Source organism: Pseudomonas sp. MS19 (genome assembly GCF_013277615.1).
Lineage (GTDB): Bacteria > Pseudomonadota > Gammaproteobacteria > Pseudomonadales > Pseudomonadaceae > Aquipseudomonas > Aquipseudomonas marincola.
Genome location: NZ_VBTO01000008.1, coordinates 584,549 through 607,355 on the forward strand (window position 1 = coordinate 584,549; position 22,807 = coordinate 607,355).

The 22,807-nt window shown below is 58.3% G+C and carries 19 protein-coding genes and 1 tRNA gene; 19 read left to right on the plus strand and 1 reads right to left on the minus strand.

What is annotated here, in order from left to right:
- Positions 1–56: 56 nt before the first annotated feature.
- The 11 genes from FEZ62_RS09850 (at position 57) to FEZ62_RS09900 (ending at position 13,267) form a co-directional block, all read left to right on the plus strand.
- On the plus strand, positions 57–1,427 hold the full coding sequence (locus tag FEZ62_RS09850; protein ID WP_242454938.1) for an N-acetylmuramoyl-L-alanine amidase: 1,371 nt from the start codon (positions 57–59) through the stop codon (positions 1,425–1,427).
- On the plus strand, positions 1,424–3,307 hold the full coding sequence (mutL, locus tag FEZ62_RS09855) for a DNA mismatch repair endonuclease MutL (RefSeq protein WP_090510351.1): 1,884 nt from the start codon (positions 1,424–1,426) through the stop codon (positions 3,305–3,307). Before FEZ62_RS09850 ends, mutL begins: the two co-directional genes overlap by 4 nt.
- Before the next feature lie 42 nt (positions 3,308–3,349).
- The gene (gene miaA / locus FEZ62_RS09860) at positions 3,350–4,324 is read left to right on the plus strand and encodes a tRNA (adenosine(37)-N6)-dimethylallyltransferase MiaA (protein WP_090510354.1); all 975 of its coding nucleotides are present in this window, start codon (positions 3,350–3,352) and stop codon (positions 4,322–4,324) included.
- 98 nt (positions 4,325–4,422) lie between these two features.
- A complete protein-coding gene (hfq, locus tag FEZ62_RS09865) occupies positions 4,423–4,683 on the plus strand; it encodes an RNA chaperone Hfq (protein WP_069898282.1) in 261 nt (86 codons plus the stop codon).
- 14 nt (positions 4,684–4,697) lie between these two features.
- Positions 4,698–5,999, plus strand: coding sequence for a ribosome rescue GTPase HflX (gene hflX / locus FEZ62_RS09870; RefSeq protein ID WP_069898281.1), 1,302 nt, complete (start codon positions 4,698–4,700; stop codon positions 5,997–5,999).
- 97 nt (positions 6,000–6,096) lie between these two features.
- Complete coding sequence (gene hflK / locus FEZ62_RS09875) at positions 6,097–7,263, plus strand: FtsH protease activity modulator HflK (RefSeq protein WP_069898280.1); 1,167 nt, start codon at positions 6,097–6,099, stop codon at positions 7,261–7,263.
- Positions 7,263–8,132, plus strand: a complete 870-nt coding sequence (gene hflC / locus FEZ62_RS09880; RefSeq protein ID WP_069898279.1) for a protease modulator HflC — start codon at positions 7,263–7,265, stop codon at positions 8,130–8,132. The genes hflK and hflC overlap by 1 nt, the downstream gene beginning before the upstream one ends.
- Positions 8,133–8,239: 107 nt before the next feature.
- Positions 8,240–8,425, plus strand: coding sequence for a DUF2065 domain-containing protein (locus tag FEZ62_RS09885; protein ID WP_069898278.1), 186 nt, complete (start codon positions 8,240–8,242; stop codon positions 8,423–8,425).
- Positions 8,426–8,462: 37 nt separating this feature from the next.
- The gene (locus tag FEZ62_RS09890) at positions 8,463–9,650 is read left to right on the plus strand and encodes an ATP phosphoribosyltransferase regulatory subunit (protein ID WP_069898277.1); all 1,188 of its coding nucleotides are present in this window, start codon (positions 8,463–8,465) and stop codon (positions 9,648–9,650) included.
- Positions 9,651–9,741: 91 nt separating this feature from the next.
- Positions 9,742–11,037, plus strand: a complete 1,296-nt coding sequence (locus FEZ62_RS09895) for an adenylosuccinate synthase (RefSeq protein WP_069898276.1) — start codon at positions 9,742–9,744, stop codon at positions 11,035–11,037.
- A gap of 295 nt (positions 11,038–11,332) precedes the next feature.
- Entirely contained in the window at positions 11,333–13,267 is a 1,935-nt protein-coding gene (locus tag FEZ62_RS09900; protein WP_172927528.1) for a methyl-accepting chemotaxis protein, read from the plus strand.
- A gap of 172 nt (positions 13,268–13,439) precedes the next feature.
- Here FEZ62_RS09900 and FEZ62_RS09905 read toward each other — a convergent pair.
- A tRNA-Leu gene (locus FEZ62_RS09905) sits at positions 13,440–13,526 on the minus strand.
- Positions 13,527–13,733: 207 nt separating this feature from the next.
- On the opposite strand from FEZ62_RS09905, the gene rnr reads away from it, so the two are divergent.
- The 8 genes from rnr to alr all read left to right on the plus strand — a co-directional run bounded on the left by rnr (position 13,734) and on the right by alr (position 22,135).
- Entirely contained in the window at positions 13,734–16,283 is a 2,550-nt protein-coding gene (gene rnr, locus FEZ62_RS09910; RefSeq protein ID WP_069898274.1) for a ribonuclease R, read from the plus strand.
- Complete coding sequence (gene rlmB, locus FEZ62_RS09915) at positions 16,280–17,026, plus strand: 23S rRNA (guanosine(2251)-2'-O)-methyltransferase RlmB (RefSeq protein ID WP_069898273.1); 747 nt, start codon at positions 16,280–16,282, stop codon at positions 17,024–17,026. The genes rnr and rlmB overlap by 4 nt, the downstream gene beginning before the upstream one ends.
- Before the next feature lie 335 nt (positions 17,027–17,361).
- Positions 17,362–17,784 (plus strand): 30S ribosomal protein S6, encoded by a 423-nt coding sequence (gene rpsF / locus FEZ62_RS09920; protein ID WP_069898272.1) that lies wholly within the window; start codon positions 17,362–17,364, stop codon positions 17,782–17,784.
- 28 nt (positions 17,785–17,812) lie between these two features.
- Positions 17,813–18,043: a 30S ribosomal protein S18 gene (rpsR, locus tag FEZ62_RS09925; protein ID WP_003246847.1), complete on the plus strand. Its 231-nt coding sequence runs from the start codon at positions 17,813–17,815 to the stop codon at positions 18,041–18,043.
- 35 nt (positions 18,044–18,078) lie between these two features.
- On the plus strand, positions 18,079–18,972 hold the full coding sequence (locus tag FEZ62_RS09930) for a hypothetical protein (protein WP_069898271.1): 894 nt from the start codon (positions 18,079–18,081) through the stop codon (positions 18,970–18,972).
- A 21-nt stretch (positions 18,973–18,993) separates the two neighbouring features.
- Positions 18,994–19,440, plus strand: a complete 447-nt coding sequence (gene rplI / locus FEZ62_RS09935; RefSeq protein WP_069898270.1) for a 50S ribosomal protein L9 — start codon at positions 18,994–18,996, stop codon at positions 19,438–19,440.
- A gap of 119 nt (positions 19,441–19,559) precedes the next feature.
- Positions 19,560–20,954, plus strand: coding sequence for a replicative DNA helicase (gene dnaB, locus FEZ62_RS09940; protein ID WP_069898269.1), 1,395 nt, complete (start codon positions 19,560–19,562; stop codon positions 20,952–20,954).
- Positions 20,955–21,052: 98 nt separating this feature from the next.
- Complete coding sequence (gene alr / locus FEZ62_RS09945; RefSeq protein WP_172927529.1) at positions 21,053–22,135, plus strand: alanine racemase; 1,083 nt, start codon at positions 21,053–21,055, stop codon at positions 22,133–22,135.
- Positions 22,136–22,807 lie beyond the last annotated feature (672 nt).

The following is a 22,807-nucleotide window of genomic DNA, read 5'->3' on the forward strand; positions in this document are numbered from 1 at the left end:
GGTTGGCTATGCGCATAGGCGCGCGTTTTATTGCAGTTGGGGTGGTGTTGGCGGTTATGGCCGCTGAGGCTTTTGCCGCTTCGGATGTACGCAGCGTGCGGTTGTGGCGAGCCCCCGACAACACCCGTCTGGTGTTCGACCTGTCCGGCCCGGTGAAGCACAGTGTCTTTACCCTGACGGCGCCCAATCGCATTGTTATCGACATCAATGGCGCCAAGTTGGCCACCAACTTCAAATCGCTTGCACTTAAAGGCACGCCGATTACCTCGGTGCGTTCTGCCCAGCGCTCGGCCGATGACTTGCGCGTGGTGATTGACCTTTCAGCTGTCGTGACCCCGAAGAGCTTCACGCTGGCGCCTAACCAGCAATATGGTGATCGTCTGGTTGTCGACCTGTTTGATCAGGGTGCCGACACGCCTTCTGCATTGCCTTCAACTCAGGTTGCCAGCACGCCGACCGTTCCTGTCACCCCAACCCAGGCGCCGCCCAAGATCGTGCCAGCGCCAAGTGGTAAACGCGACATCGTGATCGCGATTGATGCGGGCCACGGCGGTGAAGATCCGGGCGCGCTGTCGCCGGTTAAAGGCAAGGTCGAGAAACAAGTTACGCTTATGATCGCCAAGGAATTGCAGCGCCAGATCAATGCGGAAAAAGGTTTTCGTGGCGAGCTGGTGCGTACCGGTGACTACTTCATTCCGCTGCGCCGGCGTACTGAAATTGCCCGCAAGAAGGGCGCCGACCTGTTCGTCTCGATCCATGCCGACGCAGCCCCGCGCCGCTCCGCGTTTGGCGCCTCGGTGTATGCGCTGTCTGATCGCGGCGCCACCTCGGAGACCGCCCGCTGGCTGGCCGATGCCGAAAACCAGTCCGACCTGATCGGTGGGGCAGGCAACGTCAGCCTGGATGATAAGGACCGCATGCTTGCAGGCGTATTGCTTGACCTGTCGATGACTGCGTCGCTTTCGTCGAGCCTGAACGTCGGCCAGAAAGTCCTCAGCAACATCGGCCAGATCACCCCGCTGCACAAGCGTCGGGTCGAACAGGCCGGCTTCATGGTGTTGAAGTCGCCGGATATTCCGTCGATTCTGGTCGAGACCGGGTTTATCTCTAACCCGAATGAGGCCAACAAGCTGTTCTCATCCAAGCATCAGCAATCGCTGGCACGCTCGATTACTTCGGGTGTGAAGCAGTTCTTCCAGCAGAACCCGCCACCCGGCAGTTACATTGCCTGGCAGCGTGACAACGGCAAGATTGCGCCGAGCGCGCGCGAGCATCGGGTGAGCTCCGGCGAGAGCCTGGCGATGATTGCCGAGCGCTACCAAATCAGCCTGGCGGCATTGAAGAGTGCCAACTCCCTGAGTTCGAATGTGATCAAGGTCGGTCAGACCCTGCACATCCCGGCGACTTCGTTGGCGTCACAGCCATGAGTGACGCTGCACGCATCCAGCTGCTAAGTCCGCGGCTGGCGAACCAGATTGCCGCCGGTGAAGTGGTTGAACGTCCGGCTTCGGTGATTAAGGAGTTGCTCGAAAACAGCCTCGACTCGGGTGCCAAACGCATTGATGTCGATGTCGAGCAGGGCGGCGTCAAGCTGCTGCGGGTGCGTGATGATGGCAGTGGAATTGCCGAAGACGACCTGCCGCTGGCGCTGGCGCGTCACGCCACCAGCAAGATCCGCGAGCTCGAAGACCTTGAACAAGTCATGAGTCTGGGCTTTCGCGGTGAAGCGCTGGCCTCGATCAGTTCCGTATCACGCCTGACCATGACATCGCGCACCGCCGAGGCCGAGCAGGCCTGGCAGGTTGAAACCGAAGGTCGCGACATGCAGCCGCGTGTGCAGCCTGCCGCGCATCCGGTTGGCACCTCGGTTGAGGTTCGCGACCTGTTCTTCAATACGCCTGCGCGGCGCAAGTTTCTGCGCACTGAAAAAACCGAATTCGATCATCTGCAAGAAGTCATCAAGCGCCTGGCATTGGCTCGTTTTGATGTCGCGTTTCATCTGCGTCACAACGGTAAAACCGTGCTTTCGCTGCATGAAGCCAATGATCAAACCAGCCGTGGGCGGCGCGTGGCGTCAGTTTGCGGTCCGGCATTCCTTGAGCAGGCGCTGCCGATTGAGATTGAGCGCAATGGCCTGCATTTATGGGGTTGGGTGGGTTTGCCGACCTTCTCGCGCAGTCAGGCTGACCTGCAATACTTCTACGTGAACGGTCGTACCGTGCGCGACAAGCTGGTGGCGCACGCGGTGCGTCAGGCTTACCGCGATGTGTTGTTCAACGGCCGTCACCCGACATTTGTGTTGTTCCTCGAAGTCGATCCGGCTGTGGTTGACGTCAACGTGCACCCGACCAAACACGAAGTGCGCTTCCGTGACGGGCGCATGGTTCACGATTTCCTCTACGGCACGCTGCACCGTGCGCTCGGCGAAGTTCGTCCCGAAGACCAACTGGCAGCGCCCGCTGCGGTCGAGCAGATGGTGCGCCCGACTGGCGCGGCCGCCGGCGAATTTGGCCCGCAAGGTGAAATCGGCCTGGCCGCGAGCACGCTTGAAACACAGCCGGCAACCAATGTCTGGCGCTCGCCGGGCGCTGGCTATCAGCAATATTCGGGTGGCTCTCCCGCCGCGGCCGTTCCGGCTGCCGAGGCGCAGAGTGCCTATCGCGAGTTTTTCGCGCCGATGCCGTCTTCCCCGGCCATGGGTTTGCCTGCCGAGCAGGGCGACGTGCCGCCGTTGGGGTATGCCATTGCGCAGCTCAAAGGCGTGTATATCCTCGCTGAAAACGTGCAGGGCATGGTGTTGGTGGATATGCATGCGGCGCATGAACGCATCACCTATGAGCGGCTGAAAGTCGCGATGGCCAGCGAAGGGCTGCGCGGGCAGCCGTTGCTGGTGCCGGAGTCGATTGCCCTGAGCCAGCGAGAAGCCGATTGCGCAGAAGAGCATGCCGACTGGTTCCAGCGGCTGGGTTTCGAGTTGCAGCGTCTGGGCCCGGAAACACTGGCTATCCGTCAGATTCCGGCCTTGCTCAAGCAGGCTGAAGCCACACGGCTGGTGCATGATGTACTGGCGGACTTGCTCGAATACGGCACCAGTGACCGGATTCAGGCGCACCTCAACGAGTTGCTCGGCACCATGGCGTGTCACGGCTCGGTTCGCGCCAACCGCCGCCTCACGTTGCCGGAGATGAACGCCTTGCTGCGTGACATGGAACATACTGAGCGCAGCGGTCAATGCAACCATGGTCGTCCTACATGGACGCAGCTGGCCATGGATGATTTGGATAAGCTGTTCCTGCGCGGTCGTTGATCGCGCCCGGCACCTCGCCGACTTTTAAGAGACCTTATAAACATGTCTGAGCGCCTGCCGCCGGCAATTTTCCTGATGGGCCCGACAGCTGCCGGTAAAACCGACCTGGCGCTGGAGCTTGCCCGCGTGTTGCCGTGTGACTTGATCAGTGTCGACTCGGCGCTGATCTACCGCGACATGGACATAGGCACCGCCAAACCGGACAAAGCCACGCTGGCCGAGTTTCCGCACCGGCTTATTGATATCCGTGATCCGGCAGAAAGCTACTCGGCGGCCGAGTTTCGCAGCGATGCGCTGGCCGAAATGGCCGAAATTACCGCGCGTGGACGGATCCCGTTGCTGGTCGGCGGAACAATGCTTTATTACAAAGCATTGCGTGAAGGGCTGGCCGACATGCCGGCCGCTGATGCCGAAGTTCGCGCCGTGCTTGAGCAACAGGCTCAGGAGCAAGGGTTGGAGTCGCTGCATGCCGAGCTGCAGGCAGTTGATCCCGAGTCCGCTGCGCGGATTCACCCGAATGACCCGCAGCGCTTGATTCGGGCGCTGGAAGTGTACCGGGTGAGCGGTCTCAGCATGACCGAACATCGGCAACGCCAGGCGCAACATAATATTGATTCGAGCACGACCGCAGGCCACGGTTTCCCCTATACTGTGGCCAATATTGCCATTGCGCCAGCTGAGCGAAGTGTGTTGCACGCCCGTATCGAGCAACGATTTGTGCAGATGCTGGAACAGGGGCTGATTGATGAGGTCGAACGGCTGCATCAGAGAAGTGACCTGCACGCCGGTTTACCGTCTATACGTGCAGTGGGGTATCGCCAGGTTTGGGAATACCTTGATGGCACTGCTACAAAAGAAGAAATGCAGAAACGCGGGATTGTTGCGACTCGCCAGTTGGCCAAGCGACAGTTCACCTGGCTGAGAAGCTGGGAGAATCTGCACTGGCTCGACAGTTTATCTTGCGACAATCTGTCACGTGCCTTGAAATATCTGGCTTCGGTCTCCATATTGAAATGAGATCCTGCCGATAGCCGTCTATCCTTGGGGGTATGGCGACTCCAGCTATTTATTGCTTACTTAAATTATTTGAAATTATCCCAAAAGGAGTGCGGCACATGTCAAAAGGGCATTCGCTACAAGACCCTTACCTGAACACCCTGCGTAAGGAACGCGTACCCGTTTCCATTTACCTGGTAAACGGCATCAAACTTCAGGGACAGATCGAATCTTTCGACCAGTTCGTGATTTTGCTGAAAAACACTGTCAGCCAGATGGTCTACAAGCACGCAATTTCGACTGTCGTGCCAAGCCGTCCTGTTCGTCTGCCAACTGCTAGCGAAACCGAAGCAGCTGAAGCAGAACCTGGCAACGCCTGATATAGGGGGCTGTATTGTTCTTCGAGCGTCATGAAGGTGGTGAGCGGGCAATCCTTGTGCATCTGGATAGCCAAGACTCAGAGGCGCGTGAAGATCCGCAGGAGTTTCAGGAGCTCGCGATGTCAGCGGGCGCTGATGCGGTGGCCTTCCTCAGTGTGCCAAGCGGTCGGCTGACCGCAAAATACTTGATTGGTAGCGGTAAAGTTGAAGAGTTGCGTGACCAGGTCAAAGCCCATGAGGCCGACCTGGTTATCTTCAATCACATTCTTACGCCCAGTCAGGAACGTAACCTTGAGCGTGTTTTTGAGTGTCGGGTGCTGGATCGTACCGGCCTGATTCTCGATATCTTCGCGCAGCGCGCGCGCACCCACGAAGGCAAGTTGCAGGTTGAGCTGGCACAGCTCGATCATATGAGCACGCGTCTGGTTCGTGGCTGGACTCACCTTGAGCGGCAGAAAGGCGGTATTGGTCTGCGCGGCCCGGGTGAAACCCAGCTGGAAACAGACCGCCGCCTGCTGCGCGTTCGTATTCGCCAGATCAAGCAAAAGCTTACCAAAGTGCGCAGCCAGCGAGATCAGGCGCGGCGCGGGCGTAAGCGTGCCGATATTCCTTCGGTGTCACTGGTGGGCTACACCAACGCCGGCAAATCGACCCTGTTCAATGCGCTGACCGAATCTGAGGTCTACGCTGCAGACCAGTTGTTTGCAACACTCGACCCAACGCTGCGGCGTCTCGATCTTGAAGATCTGGGGCCGATTGTGTTGGCCGATACTGTGGGCTTTATTCGCCACTTGCCGCACAAGTTGGTCGAAGCATTTCGCGCTACTCTGGAAGAATCGAGCAATTCCGATTTGCTGCTGCATGTAATCGACTCTCATGAGCCGGAACGCATGGCGCAGGTTGAGCAGGTAATGCACGTGCTGGGCGAAATTGGCGCGCAGGAATTGCCGATACTCGAGGTCTACAACAAGCTCGATTTGCTCGAAGGTGTAGAGCCGCAGATTCAGCGTGGCGAAGACGGTAAACCCCAGCGGGTCTGGTTGTCGGCGCGTGATGGCCGCGGTTTGCCGCTGCTGAAACAGGCCATTGCCGAGCTGCTGGGTGACGATTTATTTGTCGGAACCTTGCAACTGCCGTTCAAATTGGCCAGTTTACGTGCCCAGTTCTTTGCTTTGGGGGTTGTACAGAGTGAAGCGCATGCGGAAGATGGCAGCAGTTTGTTGGCTGTTCGCGTGCCGCGTACAGAGCTGAATCGATTAGTAAGTCGGGCGGGTTTGCAACCTGTCGAATTTATTGAGCAACACACTTTGCAATAAAGCCCGTGTTACTAAATATGCCGATTAGGGCGGGCATTCGATAGCATTGGCAGGCGCGCCGCTTGGCGCGTATTCGCTTTATCAGATGGAGAGCGCTATGGCTTGGAATGAGCCGGGTGGCAACGGGAATAATCAGGACCCATGGGGTGGTCGTCGTAACAACGGCGGCGATCGTAAAGGGCCGCCAGATCTCGACGAAGCCTTCCGCAAGCTGCAAGAGAGCCTGAACGGGCTTTTTGGCGGTAATAAGAATCGTGGCAATGACAATGACAGCGGCGGCAGTAAAGGCGGTGGCGGCTTCGGCCTGCTGCTGGGCGGCCTGGCAGTGCTTGCAGCCATTTGGTTGTACAGCGCGATCTATGTTGTCGACGAACAAGAACAGGCGGTGGTGCTGCGTTTCGGTAAGTATTACGAAACCGTAGGGCCGGGCCTGAATATCTATTTCCCGCCGATTGATCGCAAGTTTCAGGAAAACGTCACCCGTGAGCGTGCTTACAGCAAGCAGGGTCAGATGTTGACTGAGGACGAGAACATCATCGAAGTGCCGCTCACCGTGCAGTACAAAATCAGCAACCTGCAGGATTTTGTGTTGAACGTTGATCAGCCGGAAATCAGCTTGCAGCACGCAACTGACAGTGCGGTCCGCCACGTAGTGGGTTCGACCGAGATGGATCAGGTGCTGACCGAAGGTCGTGAGCTGATGGCCAGCGAAGTCAAGGAGCGCCTGCAGCGTTTCCTCGATACCTACAAGACCGGTATCGTCGTGACGACTGTCAACTTGCAGAGCGCCGCAGCGCCGCGTGAAGTTCAGGAAGCATTCGATGACGTGATTCGTGCGCGTGAAGACGAGCAGCGCGAAAAGAACAAGGCTGAGACCTATGCCAACGGCGTCGTGCCGGAAGCGCGTGGTCAGGCTCAGCGTCTGATCGAAGATGCCAGCGGTTACCGTGACGAAGTGGTTTCCCGCGCTCAGGGTGAGGCGGATCGTTTCACTGCGTTGGTAGCGGAATATCGCAAGGCGCCGGAAGTGACGCGTGAGCGTCTGTATCTGGATACCATGCAGGAAGTCATGAGTAACACCAGCAAGGTCATGGTCACCGGTGACAAGGGCCAGAACAATCTGCTCTATCTGCCGCTGGACAAAATGATTGATGGTCGCAGTGGTGCGGCTGCCAGTTCAATTTCCGGCAGCAGCAACGATGCAAGCACAAGCTCGGTAAGGCCGCCGCAGATGCCTGAAGTGCGCACTAGGGAGAGCCGCTGATGAGTAATAAATCACTGGTTGGCCTGATTGTGGCTGTGGTTCTGGCACTGGTTGCCTGGAACAGCTTCTACATCGTCGCCCAAACCGAGCGCGCAGTGCTCCTGCAATTCGGTCGTATCGTTGAGCCAGACGTTAAGCCTGGCCTGCATGTGAAGATTCCTTACGTTAACCAGGTGCGTATTTTTGATGCGCGTCTGATGACCCTGGATTCCTCCAGCTCGCGTTTCCTGACCCTGGAAAAGAAAGCGCTGATGGTTGATGCGTACGCCAAGTGGCGTGTGCTGGATGCCGAGCGTTTCTATACCGCGACCTCTGGCGTCAAGCAGATCGCCGATGAGCGTCTGTCGCGTCGTCTTGAAGCATCGCTGCGTGACCAGTTCGGTAAGCGCACGCTGCACGAGTCGGTGTCGGGTGAGCGTGACGCACTGATGGCTGACGTAACGGCATCGCTGAACAGAGCGGCGCAGAAAGAGTTGGGCATTGAAGTGGTTGACGTGCGGGTCAAAGGTATCGACCTGCCGAAAGAAGTTAACCGCAGCGTATTCGACCGGATGGGTTCCGAGCGTGAGCGTGAAGCCCGTGAGCACCGCGCTAAAGGTAAGGAATTGGCCGAAGGTATTCGTGCCGACGCCGATCGTCAGAAGCGCGTACTGCTGGCAGAAGCCTATCGTCAAGCTGAAGAGCTGCGCGGTGAAGGTGACGCCCAGGCTGCTGCGATTTACGCCAAGGCCTACGGTCAGGACCAGGAGTTCTATTCGTTCTATCGCAGCCTTCGCGCCTACCGCGAAAGCTTTGCTGATAAGCGCGATGTGATGGTGCTTGATCCGAGCAGCGACTTCTTCCGTTATCTGGAAAAGTCCAAGCCGTAAGACTGATCCCCGAAGCATGCAATGCGTGCTTCGGGGTGACCGTTGTTGAAAACGTGGTATGATGCAGCAGCCGGGAAAATCCCGGCTTTTTTGCGTCTGTGGGAATCATGTGGCAGGAAATAGGCATAGCGTTGTGTTTTGTGCTGGTGCTAGAAGGCATCCTGCCCTTCCTCTATCCGCGCGGTTGGCGTGGTGCGGCTGTGCAATTGACTCAGCTGTCGGATCGCAATCTACGTCTCATGGGGCTGGCCAGCATGCTGCTGGGAACAGCGCTCCTTTATCTGCTTCACTAAAGGCTTGTGCCGCCCGGTTCAAGAGGGGAATGGCGAAATGGCGACGGTAGACCGCTGGCTCCTGCCAGATGGCATTGAAGAAGTACTGCCTCCAGAAGCTGCGCGCATCGAAGTGGCGCGGCGTCAGGTGCTGGATCTGTTTCAGCGCTGGGGTTATGAATTCGTAGTAACGCCGCATATCGAGTATTTGGAATCGCTGTTGACCGGCGCTGGCCAGGATCTCGACCTGCGCACGTTTAAAGTGGTCGATCCGCTTTCGGGTCGCCAAATGGGCTTCCGTGCCGATATCACCCCGCAGGTTGCGCGCATTGATGCGCATACCTTGCGTCGTGAAGGGCCGAGCCGCCTGTGCTACGCCGGTAGCGTGCTGCATGCACAACCGCGTGCGCTGACCACCTCGCGTAGCCCGATCCAGTTGGGCGCAGAGTTGTATGGCGATGCCAGCCCGGCCAGCGATGTCGAGGTCATCAGCTTGCTGGTGAACACCCTTGAGCTGGCTGCAGTGCCGGACGTGCATATGGACCTCGGCCATGTCGGGATCTACCGCGGCCTGGCCCGTGCTGCCAAGTTGTCGGGCGCAGTCGAGCAGCAGTTGTTCGATGCATTGCAGCGCAAGGCGATGGACGAAATTGCTGCGCTGACCGAAGACTTGCCGGCTCAGCTGAGCAAGATGCTGCGCTCGCTGGCTGAATTGTGCGGTGGCCGTGAGGTGCTGGACCTGGCTCAGGCCTGTCTGGTTGAGGCGCCGGATGATGTGCATGCAGCGCTCGACGAACTGCTGGCGATTGCTGATGCGCTGAGCCTGCGCTATCCGGAATTACCGCTGTACTTTGATCTGGGTGAGCTACGCGGCTATCACTACCACACCGGTGTAGTGTTTGCCGCGTTCGTGCCGGGCGAAGGTTCGGCCATTGCTCAGGGCGGTCGTTACGATGACATCGGCGCCGACTTCGGTCGCGCCCGCCCGGCGACTGGCTTCTCGACTGACCTGAAAACACTGGTCACCCTGGGTCAGATGCAGCTTGATGAAGTGGAGCCCGGTATCTGGGCTCCGGATAACCATGATGTTTACCTGTGGCAAGCCGTGCAAAAGCTTCGTCAGCAGGGTGCGCGCGTGATTCAGGCGCTGCCCGAGCAGACAATGGCTGATGCACTGGAAGCTGGCTGTGGCAGTCAGCTGCAATTGCTTGATGGACGATGGCAGGTAGTACCGCTGGCGTCATAACCGGCCATACTGATGTGCTGTTCGACCGGCCATCACGATTTGTTATGCCGGATGACTCCGGTAACCAGCTTGCGCTAAGAGGACAAGTGTTATGGGTAAGAATGTCGTAGTCCTGGGCACCCAATGGGGTGATGAGGGCAAGGGTAAGATTGTTGACCTGCTGACTGAGCAGGCTGCTGCTGTTGTGCGCTACCAGGGTGGCCACAACGCGGGCCACACGCTGGTCATCGACGGCGAGAAAACCGTCCTGCACCTGATCCCGTCGGGCATCCTGCGTGATGGCGTGCAGTGCCTCATCGGTAACGGTGTGGTGGTTGCGCCCGACGCGCTGCTGCGCGAAATCAACAAGCTCGAAGAGAAAGGCGTACCGGTGCGTGAGCGCCTGCGCATCAGCCCTTCGTGCCCGCTGATCCTGTCTTATCACGTAGCGCTGGATCAGGCGCGTGAGAAGGCTCGTGGCGACGCCAAGATCGGCACTACCGGTCGCGGCATTGGCCCGGCTTACGAAGACAAAGTAGCCCGTCGCGGCCTGCGCATCGGTGACCTGTTCCACCGTGAGCGTTTTGCTTCCAAACTCGGCGAGCTGCTCGATTACCACAACTTTGTACTGCAGAATTACTACAAAGAGCCGGCAATCGACTTCCAGAAAACACTCGACGAGTGCATGGAATACGCTGAGCTGCTGAAGCCGATGATGACTGATGTCACAGCTGTGCTGCATGAAATGCGCCGTGACTCGAAAGACATCATGTTTGAAGGCGCTCAGGGCTCTCTGCTGGATATCGACCACGGTACTTATCCGTACGTGACCAGCTCCAACACCACTGCTGGCGGCATCGCCACCGGTTCTGGTTTTGGCCCGATGTACCTCGACTACATTCTGGGTATCACCAAGGCTTACACCACGCGCGTGGGTTCGGGTCCTTTCCCGACTGAGCTGTTCGATGAGACCGGTGCATTCCTCGCCAAGCGTGGCCACGAGTTTGGTGCGACCACCGGCCGTGCCCGTCGTTGCGGCTGGTTCGATGCCGTGATCCTGCGTCGCGCTATCGAAATCAACAGCATCTCGGGCCTGTGCCTGACCAAGCTGGACGTTCTTGACGGCCTGGAAAACATCAACATCTGCGTCGGCTACAAAGACCAGAATGGTGAAGTGCTGGTTGACGCGCCAACTGACGCCGACAGCTACATCGGCCTGCAGCCAGTGTACGAAACCGTGCCGGGCTGGAGTGAGTCGACAGTGGGTGCCAAGTCTCTGGACGAGCTGCCAGCCAATGCACGTGCTTACATCAAGCGTGTTGAAGAGCTGGTGGGTGCGCCGATTGATATCGTATCGACCGGCCCTGACCGCAACGAGACCATCGTTCTGCGTCACCCGTTCGCCTGATAGCCAGGCAGCTGCACCACGAAGGGTCGCCAATGGCGGCCCTTTGTTGTTTCTGAAGCACCATTCCCGGAGGATGGATGGCGGCGCCCGCCGCGATCCGTCAAGGCAATACCCATATTCACACCACTCGCGCCGCGATCCTTAATGCCAATACCCGCGTTCACATCCCCATGCCGAGACATTCCCCGGGACTACGTCTCATCTGCAAAATAAACCTTGGTACGGAGCTTGCCTGCCCTCAATAAATCCCTGAAGTCGCCGTTACAGTCGATACGGTTTATGAGGAGCTGCCCCCGTGTTTGCCATTTCTTCGTTGTTGCGCAGTCGTTTGCTGCGCCCGGTGTTTATTGCGCTGATTCTGGCGTTGTTGGTGCAAGTGTTGGTGGCGGTGCTGTTGACCAGTGCAACGGTGACTTCGCTGGTGGATGAACTGGCTCAGCGGTTGGGTGCGGACAGCCAGCAGCTGTCTACCGAGCTGCAAGAGGCGGGGCGCGAGGTGACTGGCGGCCTTGAGGGCTTGTCGGCGCGCACGCAGGAAAAACTTGCGCAAGGCCTCTCGCAGAAGCTCAGTGGCGAGCAGGAGCAGTTGCGCGGCGTTCTTGAGCGTAACTTGCAGCAGTCGGCCAATGATCTGGCGCAACTGCTGGCGGCGGTATCGCCAAAAGCTATCTGGGATAACGATGTGCCGGCGCTGACCGAGTTGGTGCGCATGGCGCAGCGCAACCCGAGCGTGTTGTTTGTGGTGTATCTGGATGCACAGGGCGAGCGCCTGACTCGTCACGTCAATCGCGCTGATCCGCGCATCAAGGCGCTGATTGCCAAAGGCGAGGGGCGCGGTGCGCTGGATAAGCTGATCAATGCGGCCAGCGATGATCCTGGTGTGTATCGCGTCGAGGCGTCTATCAGTCCGATGGGCAGCGAGATCGGCAAGGTTATTCTCGGGGTATCCACAGCCGGTGTCAGTGATGAGCTGGCGGCGCTGGATCAGCGCTTTGATGACCTGATCGACAGCAGTGGTAAGTTGGTTTCCGAGGGATTGAGCGGTGCGGCCAGCGATAGCAGTGCAGCGTTGTCGGCGCGTTTGAGCAGTGCCCAGCAAGCGGCCAAGAATATGTCGGATAACAGCCGTCAGGCAGTCGAGTCTGCCGCTGCCGGCTTGCGCTGGAATATTACGGTCGGTCTGGCGCTGGTCGGGCTGGGTGTATTGCTGTTGTTGGCGGTGGTGTTGGGGCGGCGTGTTGTCAGCAAATTGCATACGCTGATCGCGGCGCTGGACGACTGGGCGGCCGGTGAGGGCGATCTAACGCGTCGGGTGCGGATCAGGGGCGACGACGAAATCGTTGATATGGCGGCTGCGGTGAACCGCTTTGTCGCCAAGTTGCAGCCAATCGTGCGCGAGGCGGGTGAAGTTGCCGTGCGCACCGGTCAGGAAATTCAGGGCTTGGCGCAGCACAGTGCCGCGGCCGAGTCGGCGGCAGGTCGCCAGCGCGATGAGGTCGCGGGCAGTCTGGCGGCCTTGCAGCAGATGGCGGTGGAAGCGCAGCACGAAAGCCATTCCATGCAGGAGGCGCAGCAGCGCGTCACCTCTATTCGTCAGGCGACCGAGGATAACGCCGCATTGGCGCGTGACGTGGGTAACTCTATTGCCGAGCTGGTCGAGAGCGTCGGCACGGGTTCGGCGGTTATCGAGAAGCTGGCAAAACAGAGCGAGCAAATCGAAGAGGTGCTGACCGTTATTCACGGCATCGCCGAGCAAACCAATCTACTGGCGTTGAATGCTGCCATTGAAGCGGCGCGTGCAGGTGAGACGGGTCGCGGTTTTGCCGTGGTTGCTGATGAGGTGCGGGCGCTGGCCAGCAAGACCCAGCAGTCCACCGGCAGTATTCAGGCGCACATCACGGCGTTGCAGCAAGGTGCGCGGGAGGCCGTCAGTGCGATTGGTCAGGCTGGCCGGCATGCCGAGCAGGGGCTTTCAGCCTTGCGTGAAAGCGATCGCTTGCAGCAGGCGGTTCGTGATGCAGTCGAGCAGGTGCATGAGGTAATCAACGCTGCTGCCGTGGCTGCTGAACAACAAGCGCAAGGTGCAAATGCTGTGCGGGGGCGGGTAGAGGTGATTCACACCGAAGCGCGTCGCGCCGAAGAAGTAGTGGCGGCGACAGCCACCAGTGGTCGTGTGCTTGATGGGCTGGCGGCGCAATTGCGTGCAAGCCTGGGGCAGTTCCGGGTCTGAAAAGAATCGGCAACAGGCGTTAGGCTATAGTTGCCGCAGGTGTTCTCAAGGCTGGAAATTTCCTTTCCGGCTTTGAGCGCCTAGACTTGAGAGCGTGAGTGAGCGAATCGGTGCAGGGAATGCCAAATTGCAGGCAATAAAAAACCGAGCGCTTGGCTCGGTTTTTTTGAATTGGTGCCCAGGAGAAGACTCGAACTTCCACGACCGTAAGGTCACCAGCACCTGAAGCTGGCGTGTCTACCAATTTCACCACCTGGGCATTGATTGCAATGATCGCTCATTTACTATCAACTACAACTACGTTTGCCGTCGTTGTGGCGCGCATAATACGGATCAGGTTTTTACTTGTAAAGCCCTAGAGTAAATTTTTTTTATTGAGCACATCGCGGCTGACCTAGACCCCGTTTTCGCGCTTCAATAGGCACATGGCAAACCGAATTTATATAGAAAAGGTGAAACCCCTCTAATGGCCGATTGGCAATCCCTCGATCCCGAGGCCGCTCGTGAAGCGGAAAAATATGAAAACCCTATCCCAAGTCGGGAGTTGATTCTTTCGCATCTCGCCGAACGTGGCTCGCCTGCGAACCGTGAACAACTGCTCGAAGAGTTCGGGCTGACAACAGATGAGCAGGTAGAAGCCCTGCGTCGCCGACTGCGCGCTATGGAGCGTGACGGTCAGCTTATTTACACCCGCCGTGGTACGTACGCGCCGGTCGACAAGCTGGATCTGGTATTGGGCCGGATCAGTGGCCACCGTGACGGCTTCGGTTTTCTGGTGCCGGATGACGGCAGCGACGACCTGTTCCTGAGCCCGGCGCAAATGCGCCTGGTGTTCGATGGTGACCGTGCGCTGGCTCGCGTTGCGGGCCTCGACCGTCGTGGGCGTCGTGAGGGCGCCGTGGTCGAAGTGATCTCGCGTGGCCATGAAACCATCGTCGGTCGCTACTACGAAGAGAGCGGCATTGGCTTCGTTATTCCGGATAACCCGAAAATCCAGCAGGAAGTGCTGGTCACTCAGGGCCGCAATGGCGGTGCCAAGCAAGGGCAGTTCGTTCAGGTAACGATCACCCATTGGCCGACTCAGCGCTTCCAGCCGCAAGGTGATGTCACCGAAGTGGTGGGCAACTACATGGCGCCGGGCATGGAAATCGATGTGGCCTTGCGCACCTACGACATTCCGCACGTGTGGCCGGATGCCGTGATCAAGGAAGCCCACAAGCTCAAGCCGGAAGTCGAAGAGAAAGACAAAGAGAAGCGTGTTGATCTGCGCCATCTGCCATTCGTCACGATTGACGGTGAAGATGCCCGCGACTTCGACGACGCCGTGTATTGCGAGAAGAGTGGCGGCAGCTGGCGCTTGTTCTCCGGTGGCTGGAAGCTTTATGTGGCCATTGCCGACGTTTCGCATTACGTAAAAGTCGGTTCGGCGTTGGACGCTGAAGCGCAGGTGCGTGGCAACTCGGTGTATTTCCCGGAACGGGTTATCCCGATGCTGCCGGAAGAGTTGTCCAACGGCCTGTGCTCGTTGAATCCGCATGTCGACCGTTTGGCGATGGTTTGTGAAATGACCATCTCGAAAACCGGCCAGATGACCGATTATCAGTTCTACGAGGCAGTGATTCACTCGCATGCCCGCCTGACCTACAACAAGGTCAGCGCCATGCTTGAGCAGCCAAAGAGCACTGAAGGCAAACAGCTGCGCAGCGAGTACAAAGAAGTGCTGCCGGATCTCAAGCAGCTCTATTCGCTGTATCAGGTACTGTTGTCGGCGCGTCACGAGCGTGGTGCGATTGATTTTGAAACCCAGGAAACCCGGATCATCTTCGGTTCCGGGCGCAAAATTGCCGAAATCCTGCCGACCCAGCGCAACGATGCTCACAAGCTGATTGAGGAGTGCATGCTGGCGGCCAACGTGGCGACGGCTGCGTTCATGCAGAAGCATGAAATTCCTGCGCTGTACCGGGTGCACGATGGCCCGCCGCCAGAGCGTCTGGAAAAGCTCAAGGCATTTCTGGGTGAGCTTGGCTTGTCATTGCAGCGCGGCAAATCCAAGGATGGCCCGTCGCCGAAGGACTATCAGGCGTTGCTTGAAACCATCAAAGATCGTCCGGATTACCACCTGATCCAGACCGTGATGCTGCGTTCGTTGAGCCAGGCGGTGTACAGCGCCGATAATCAGGGCCACTTCGGTCTCAATTACGATGCTTACGCGCACTTTACCTCGCCGATTCGTCGCTACCCGGATCTGTTGATTCACCGCGCGATCCGCAGCGTTATCCGTTCGCGTATCGACACGCCGCACGTCAAGCGTGCCGGTGCGACGAGCATGCCTAAAGCGCGGATTTATCCGTACGACGAGGCCATGCTTGAAGAGCTGGGCGAGCAGTGCTCGATGTCCGAGCGCCGCGCCGATGAAGCGACGCGTGATGTGGTCAACTGGCTCAAGTGCGAGTTCATGAAAGACCGCGTCGGCGAGGTTTTCCCGGGCGTGATCACGGCGGTCACAGGCTTTGGTCTGTTCGTCGAACTGACCGATATCTTCGTCGAAGGTCTGGTGCACGTCACGGCGTTGCCGGGCGATTACTATCACTTCGATCCGGTTCATCACCGTTTGGCTGGCGAGCGCAGCGGACGTAACTTCCGTCTGGGCGATACGGTTGAAGTGCGCGTCATGCGCGTCGATCTCGATGAACGCAAAATCGACTTCGAAATGTCCGAAGGCGCTGCCAATGCGGCAGTCGGCCGTAAGCGTGGCGATGACGGCCGTGCGCCGCGCAGCTCACGCGGTGATCGCGCCAAGCCGGGTAATACCGATGTGCAAAAGAGCCGCGATGTGAAGAAGGCATTGCTGGCCGAGTCGAAATCTAAGTCGGGTAAGAGCCGTAGCGGCAGCAAAGCCGCGCCGGCCAAGTCCGACAGCAAGGCGGCGAAGCCTAGCAAGCACCGCAAGGGGCCGCCAAAGGCCGGTGCGGAAGGCAAGTCTGGCGCGCCGCGTAAACGTAAGGCGAAGTCATGAGTCAACTGGAAAAAATCTACGGCGTGCATGCCGTGGAAGCGTTGTTGCGTCACCATCCCAAGCGCGTCAAGCACGTGTGGCTGGCGGATGGGCGCAGTGATCCGCGCGTGCAAACATTGGTCGAACTGGCCACGCAATCGCGCGTGACCATCGGCCAGTGCGAGCGCCGCGAGATGGACTCCTGGGTCGAGGGCGTGCATCAGGGCGTCGTTGCGGAAGTCAGCCCGAGTCAGGTCTGGGGCGAGGCGATGCTTGAGGAATTGCTCGATCGTTGCGAAGGCCCGCCGTTGTTGCTGGTGCTTGATGGCGTAACCGACCCGCACAACCTTGGCGCTTGCTTGCGCACCGCCGATGCGGCCGGCGCGCTGGCTGTAATCGTCACCAAAGACAAATCGGCAACGCTGACGCCGGTGGTGCGTAAAGTGGCCTGCGGCGCCGCTGAAGTCGTGCCGCTGGTGGCTGTTACCAACTTGGCGCGCAGTCTGGAGAAGCTCCAGCAGCGTGGTCTGTGGGTGGTCGGCACGGCAGGTGAAGCCGAAGTTGAGGTTTATGATCAGGACATGACCGGCCCAACCGTGCTGATCATGGGCGCAGAAGGCAAAGGCATGCGCCGTCTGACGCGTGAGCACTGCGATTATCTGGTCAAGCTGCCGATGGCAGGCAGCGTCAGCAGCCTGAACGTTTCGGTCGCCACCGGCGTGTGTCTTTTCGAGGCATTGCGTCAGCGCCGCAAGCCCAAGTAAGCCTCTCGTCTGCAACTGTGTCAGAGATGGCGCAGTTGCAGCGTTGCTTTGAGGGTTCATTTGCAGTCTGCGGGCTGCCCTGCGCTTTACGCATCCGCCGCCTGCAGCGGCTTGTAAGGATTGGGCGTTATCTTTGGCTGCGGTGGCAGTCTGTTGCCTGATTGTTCAAATATTCACCAATTAATCTTGCGTGGAGCAGGGGGCTTCTCTAGAATGTTGGCCCTTGCTGTTGCGGCAGGCGCTTGCGCGCGCCGTTAACTGGCAAGACAAACAAGTGATATTCACTCCTTGCCTGACCGCGTTTGGCGGCAGGCTACAACCCGTAAGGAGCATTTATGCGTCATTACGAAATCATCTTTCTGGTTCACCCGGACCAGAGCGAGCAAGTCGGCGGCATGGTTGAGCGTTACACCAAGCTGATCGAAGAAGACGGCGGCAAAATCCACCGTCTGGAAGATTGGGGCCGTCGTCAGCTGGCTTACGCCATCAACAACGTCCACAAAGCACACTACGTGATGCTGAACGTTGAGTGCACTGGCAAAGCTTTGGCTGAGCTGGAAGACAACTTCCGCTACAACGATGCTGTGATCCGTAACCTTGTCATCCGTCGCGACGAAGCTGTTGTTGAGCAGTCCGAGATGCTGAAGGCCGAAGAAAACCGCAGTGAGCGCCGTGAGCGTCGTGACCGTCCTGAGCATTCTGACAGCAATGACAGCAATGACAGCGACAACAACGACAGCGACAACGCTGACGAGTAATCCACGGATCTATTGAGGAGCCTATCAAATGGCACGTTTCTTCCGTCGTCGTAAATTCTGCCGTTTCACCGCTGAAGACGTGAAAGAGATCGATTTCAAAGATCTCAACACGCTGAAAGCTTACATCTCGGAAACCGGCAAAATCGTTCCTAGCCGTATCACCGGTACTAAGGCTCGTTATCAGCGTCAGCTGGCTACCGCTATCAAGCGCGCCCGCTTCCTGGCCCTGCTGCCCTACACCGACAGCCACGGCCGCTAAGACCGGATGTTCGACAAGTAGTAAGGGATATACGCATGCGTGCCATCGCTGAATTCATTATGCGCGGCCGTGTGCAGGCCACTCTGGTAGTGGTCATTTCGGCGGCATTGCCGCTGTTGTTCTGGTTAAGTGCTGCTGCAGGTTGCCTGGTGCTCCTGCGGCGCGGTTTGAGGGATGCGTTAAGCATTCTGATCTGGGCTTTATTACCGGCCATTGGCTGGTGGTATTTTGGTGAGCCGCGCACCCTTTTGGTGTTGTTCGGTGCATTAGGGCTGGCGTTGTTGTTGCGCGCCAGCGAGTCCTGGAACCGTGTGCTGCTTTGCAGCGTGGCATTGGGCCTGGTGTATGGGTTGGTTCTGGGTGCGCAATTTCGCGAACCCATCGATGCAATGGCGGGTGAGATCCAAAAGCTCATGCCGCAAATGCTAGATGGGGTCTACCAGCAGATGTCGGTAGACGAGCAAGCTCGCTTGGGTAGCCTGATTGCACCGGTCTTGACCGGATTGATAGCAGCATTGTTGCAGATAGTCAGCCTGTTAAGCCTGGTTCTTGGGCGTTATTGGCAGGCGTTGCTGTACAACCCGGGTGGTTTTGGGCGCGAGTTTCGCGCACTGAGATTGCCGCCGCCGTTGGCGATGTTGCTACTGGTAGGCATGCTGGTCGGTCCTAATCTGGGCCTGCAACTGGCAATGCTGACACCGTTGTGTAGCGTACCGTTGGCGTTTGCGGGCATCGCCCTGATTCATGGGCTGGTGGCGCAAGGGCGGCTGGCGAAGTTCTGGCTGGTTGGGCTGTACATCACGCTGTTGCTGTTTATGCAGCTGACTTATCCGTTACTCGTGGTCTTGGCCATAGTCGATAGTCTGTTTGATTTTCGTGGTCGTTACGTGCGCAAAAACGGCACTGGCCCCACGAACGGTGAAGGTTAAAAGTTAAGAGGTAAGACCCAAATGGAAGTCATCCTTCTGGAAAAAATCGCCAACCTGGGCAACCTGGGCGACAAAGTGAATGTTAAGGCTGGTTACGGCCGTAACTTCCTGCTGCCGAAAGGCAAAGCAACTGCTGCTACCGCTGCTAACGTTGCTGCTTTTGAAGCACGCCGCGCCGAGCTGGAAAAGCTGGCTGCTGAGAAGAAAGCTTCGGCTGAAGCTCGCGCTGCTCAACTGGGCGAACTGGAAGTCACCATCACCGCTACTGCGGGTGACGAAGGCAAGCTGTTCGGTTCGATCGGTACTCACGACATCGCTGACGCACTGACCGCCTCTGGCGTTGAAGTAGCTAAAGCTGAAGTTCGTCTGCCGAACGGCACTATTCGTCAAGTTGGCGAATACGACGTTGCTGTGCACCTGCACACTGACGTTGAAGCGACTGTTAAGCTGATTGTTGTTGCTGCGTAAGCAGTATGCGACATAGCGGTCTTGCACTTCGGTGCAGGTCTGCTGACAATTAGGCACGTCATTGCGCAAGCGATGTCGTGCCTTTTGTTTTTTATTGCCACTCATTTTTCTCAGAGCTTATGAACGAGATCAGCATTCCCGAGCAATACGACCTGCAAACCTCTGCCCTCAAGGTGCCGCCGCACTCAATCGAGGCTGAGCAGGCTGTGCTTGGCGGCCTGATGCTCGACAACAACGCCTGGGAGCGGGTGCTTGATCAGGTGTCTGATGGCGACTTTTATCGCCACGATCACCGGTTGATCTTCCGTGCAATCTACAAGCTGGCCGAGCGCAATCAGCCGTTTGACGTGGTCACCTTGTCCGAGCAGCTGGATAAAGAAGGCCAGCTCTCGCAAACCGGCGGTCTCGCGTATCTGGGCGAGCTGGCGAAAAACACCCCGTCGGTTGCCAACATCAAGGCCTACGCGCAGATCATCCGTGAGCGCGCCACCTTGCGTCAGCTGATCGGCATTAGCGGCGAGATCGCCGACAGTGCCTACTCACCGGAAGGTCGCACTGGCGAGGAAATCCTCGATGAAGCCGAGCGGCTGATTTTCCAGATTGCCGAGGCACGGCCGAAAACCGGCGGGCCGATGGCGATCAACGATATTCTGGTCAAGGCCATCGACCGCATCGACACCCTGTTCAACAGCGGTGACGACATTACCGGCCTGTCCACCGGCTTTACTGATCTGGATGCACAGACCAGCGGCTTGCAGCCAGCGGATCTGGTGATCGTTGCCGGTCGTCCGTCGATGGGTAAGACCACCTTCGCCATGAACCTCGTCGAGAACGCCGTGTTGCGCAGCGACAAGGCGATTATCGTTTACTCGCTGGAGATGCCATCCGACTCGATCGTTATGCGTATGCTCGCATCACTGGGGCGCATCGATCAGACCAAGGTGCGTGCCGGGCGTCTCGATGATGACGATTGGCCGCGCCTGACCTCGGCGGTCAACCTGCTCAACGACCGCAAACTGTTCATCGACGATACCGCCGGTATTTCACCGTCTGAAATGCGCGCGCGCACGCGGCGTCTGGCGCGTGAGCATGGCGAGATCGGCATGATCATGGTCGACTACCTGCAGCTCATGCAGATCCCCGGCTCCAGCAGCGAAAGCCGGGTGAATGAGATTTCTGAAATCTCCCGCTCGCTAAAAGCCCTGGCCAAGGAATTCAACTGCCCGGTTATTGCGCTCTCGCAGCTTAACCGTGGCCTTGAGCAGCGCCCCAACAAACGCCCGATCAACTCTGACTTGCGTGAATCGGGTGCGATCGAGCAGGACGCCGACATCATCATGTTCGTCTACCGCGATGAGGTTTATCACCCCGAAACCGAGTACAAGGGCGTGGCGGAAATCATCATTGGTAAGCAGCGTAACGGTCCAATCGGCACCACGCGTCTGGCGTTCCTCGGCAAATACTCGCGCTTCGAGAACCTTGCGCCGGGCAGCTACCAGTTCGATGACGACTAAGGCGTAGCGGCTCTCAGCGGTTTAAATGCCGCAGCATGATTAAAACAGGCGTTCAGTGGTTAAACTGAGCGCCTGTTTTGTTTGAGGATGCCGTATTCATGCGCCCGCTCGTCGCCACCATCAATCTGTCTGCCATCCGCCACAACTATGCCGTTGCCAAGCGCTGTGCGCCGGGCCGCGAAGCATTTGCCGTGGTCAAAGCCAATGCTTACGGGCATGGCGTGCGCGAAGTGGTGACTGCGCTGCATGACGAGGCCGATGGATTCGCCGTGGCCTGTCTTGAGGAGGCCTGTGAGGTTCGGGCGCTGCATGCAAACGCCCGGGTGTTGCTGCTTGAGGGCTGCTTTGAGGCTGTCGAGTTGCAGTTGGCGGCGCAGTTGCATCTCGATGTCGTGGTGCAAAGCCAGCGTCAGGTGGTCCAGCTGTTGGCGTTGGACATCGAGCAGCCGCTGAATGTGTGGATGAAGCTCGACAGCGGCATGCACCGGCTGGGCTTTGATGATCATCTGCTGCGCGAAAACTATGCCCGACTGAGAGGCGCGAAACAGGTCGGCGAACTGAATCTGATGAGCCATTTTGCCTGTGCAGATGAGCGCGGGCATACGCTGACTGAAGATCAGCTCGAACGTTTTCTTGAGGTGCTGGATCTGGATTTTGATCAGCGCTCACTGGCTAACTCGGCGGCGATTCTGACCATCCCGGCAGCGCATATGGATTGGTTGCGGCCGGGGATCATGTTGTATGGCGCCACGCCGTTTGCTGATCTCGGCGCGGCTGAGCTGGGCCTTAAACCGGCGATGCAACTGGATGCCGAGCTGATTGCGATTCGTACCGTCGAGGTGGGTGAGACCGTGGGGTACGGCGCTGGCTGGGAGGCGCTGCGGGTGAGCCGGATTGGTACGGTGAGTTGCGGCTATGCGGATGGTTATCCGCGTCATGCGCCGGCCGGTACGCCGTTGGTTGTTCGCGGGCAGCGTGTGCCCTTGGTAGGGCGAGTGTCGATGGACATGCTCACGGTTGATCTGACTGATTTGCCGCAAGCCGAGGTCGGCGATGCGGTGCAGCTGTGGGGCGAGCAGTTGCCCGTTGATGAGGTCGCCAGTGCGGCGGGGACGATTGGTTATGAGTTGTTGACCAAGGTGACCTCGCGGGTGCCGCGGCGGTATGTGCAGGAGGAGTGAGGTTGGGGTAAGACGCGGAGTCTAATCTCCGTGATTTGCTGTGTATCAGCAAATCCATCCCCCGCGAACCGTGTGGCCTGGAGGTTGGAATCCGCATCGCGGCTTCCGACATGGCGGATGACCTGCTGTGCGCGGTCGGCTTTGATCGTTGCCGGGGTTTTGGGTATCCGGATATGCGTTCCACCCGACGTAATGCCATGACGGATTACGCCGCGTGGCGGCTAATCCATCCTCAGCGAACCGCGCGAACTGGAGGTTGGAATCCGCAACGCGGCTTCCGACATGGCGGATGGCCTGCTGTGCGCGGTCTGCTCTTGATTGGCTTTTGGTTTTTGGTTTTTGAACGCTGGCGCTAAGCCTGAATTTGTATTGTTCTTGCGCCACCTTTTCGCCCTTACGGCGAGTCACTTTTGTCAGTCGACACAAAAGTAACCCAAAGGTCTATGCCCCTCCATTGGGCCTCGCTTTGCTCGGCTTCCCGCATTCCATCGTTGTTCCGTGGGCACGCCGCGATGGGCCGTCCTTGGCCCAACGCAACTCTCGCCGCATCCATGCGGCTCAACCCACTACGCAACGATTGCATTTGGCCGGCTGGAATGGGGCGTTTGCGGTGTCTGGGCTTGATGCGGTCGGTTGAGGATTTTTGCCGGATTAATTTCGGGTGTTGGTTTA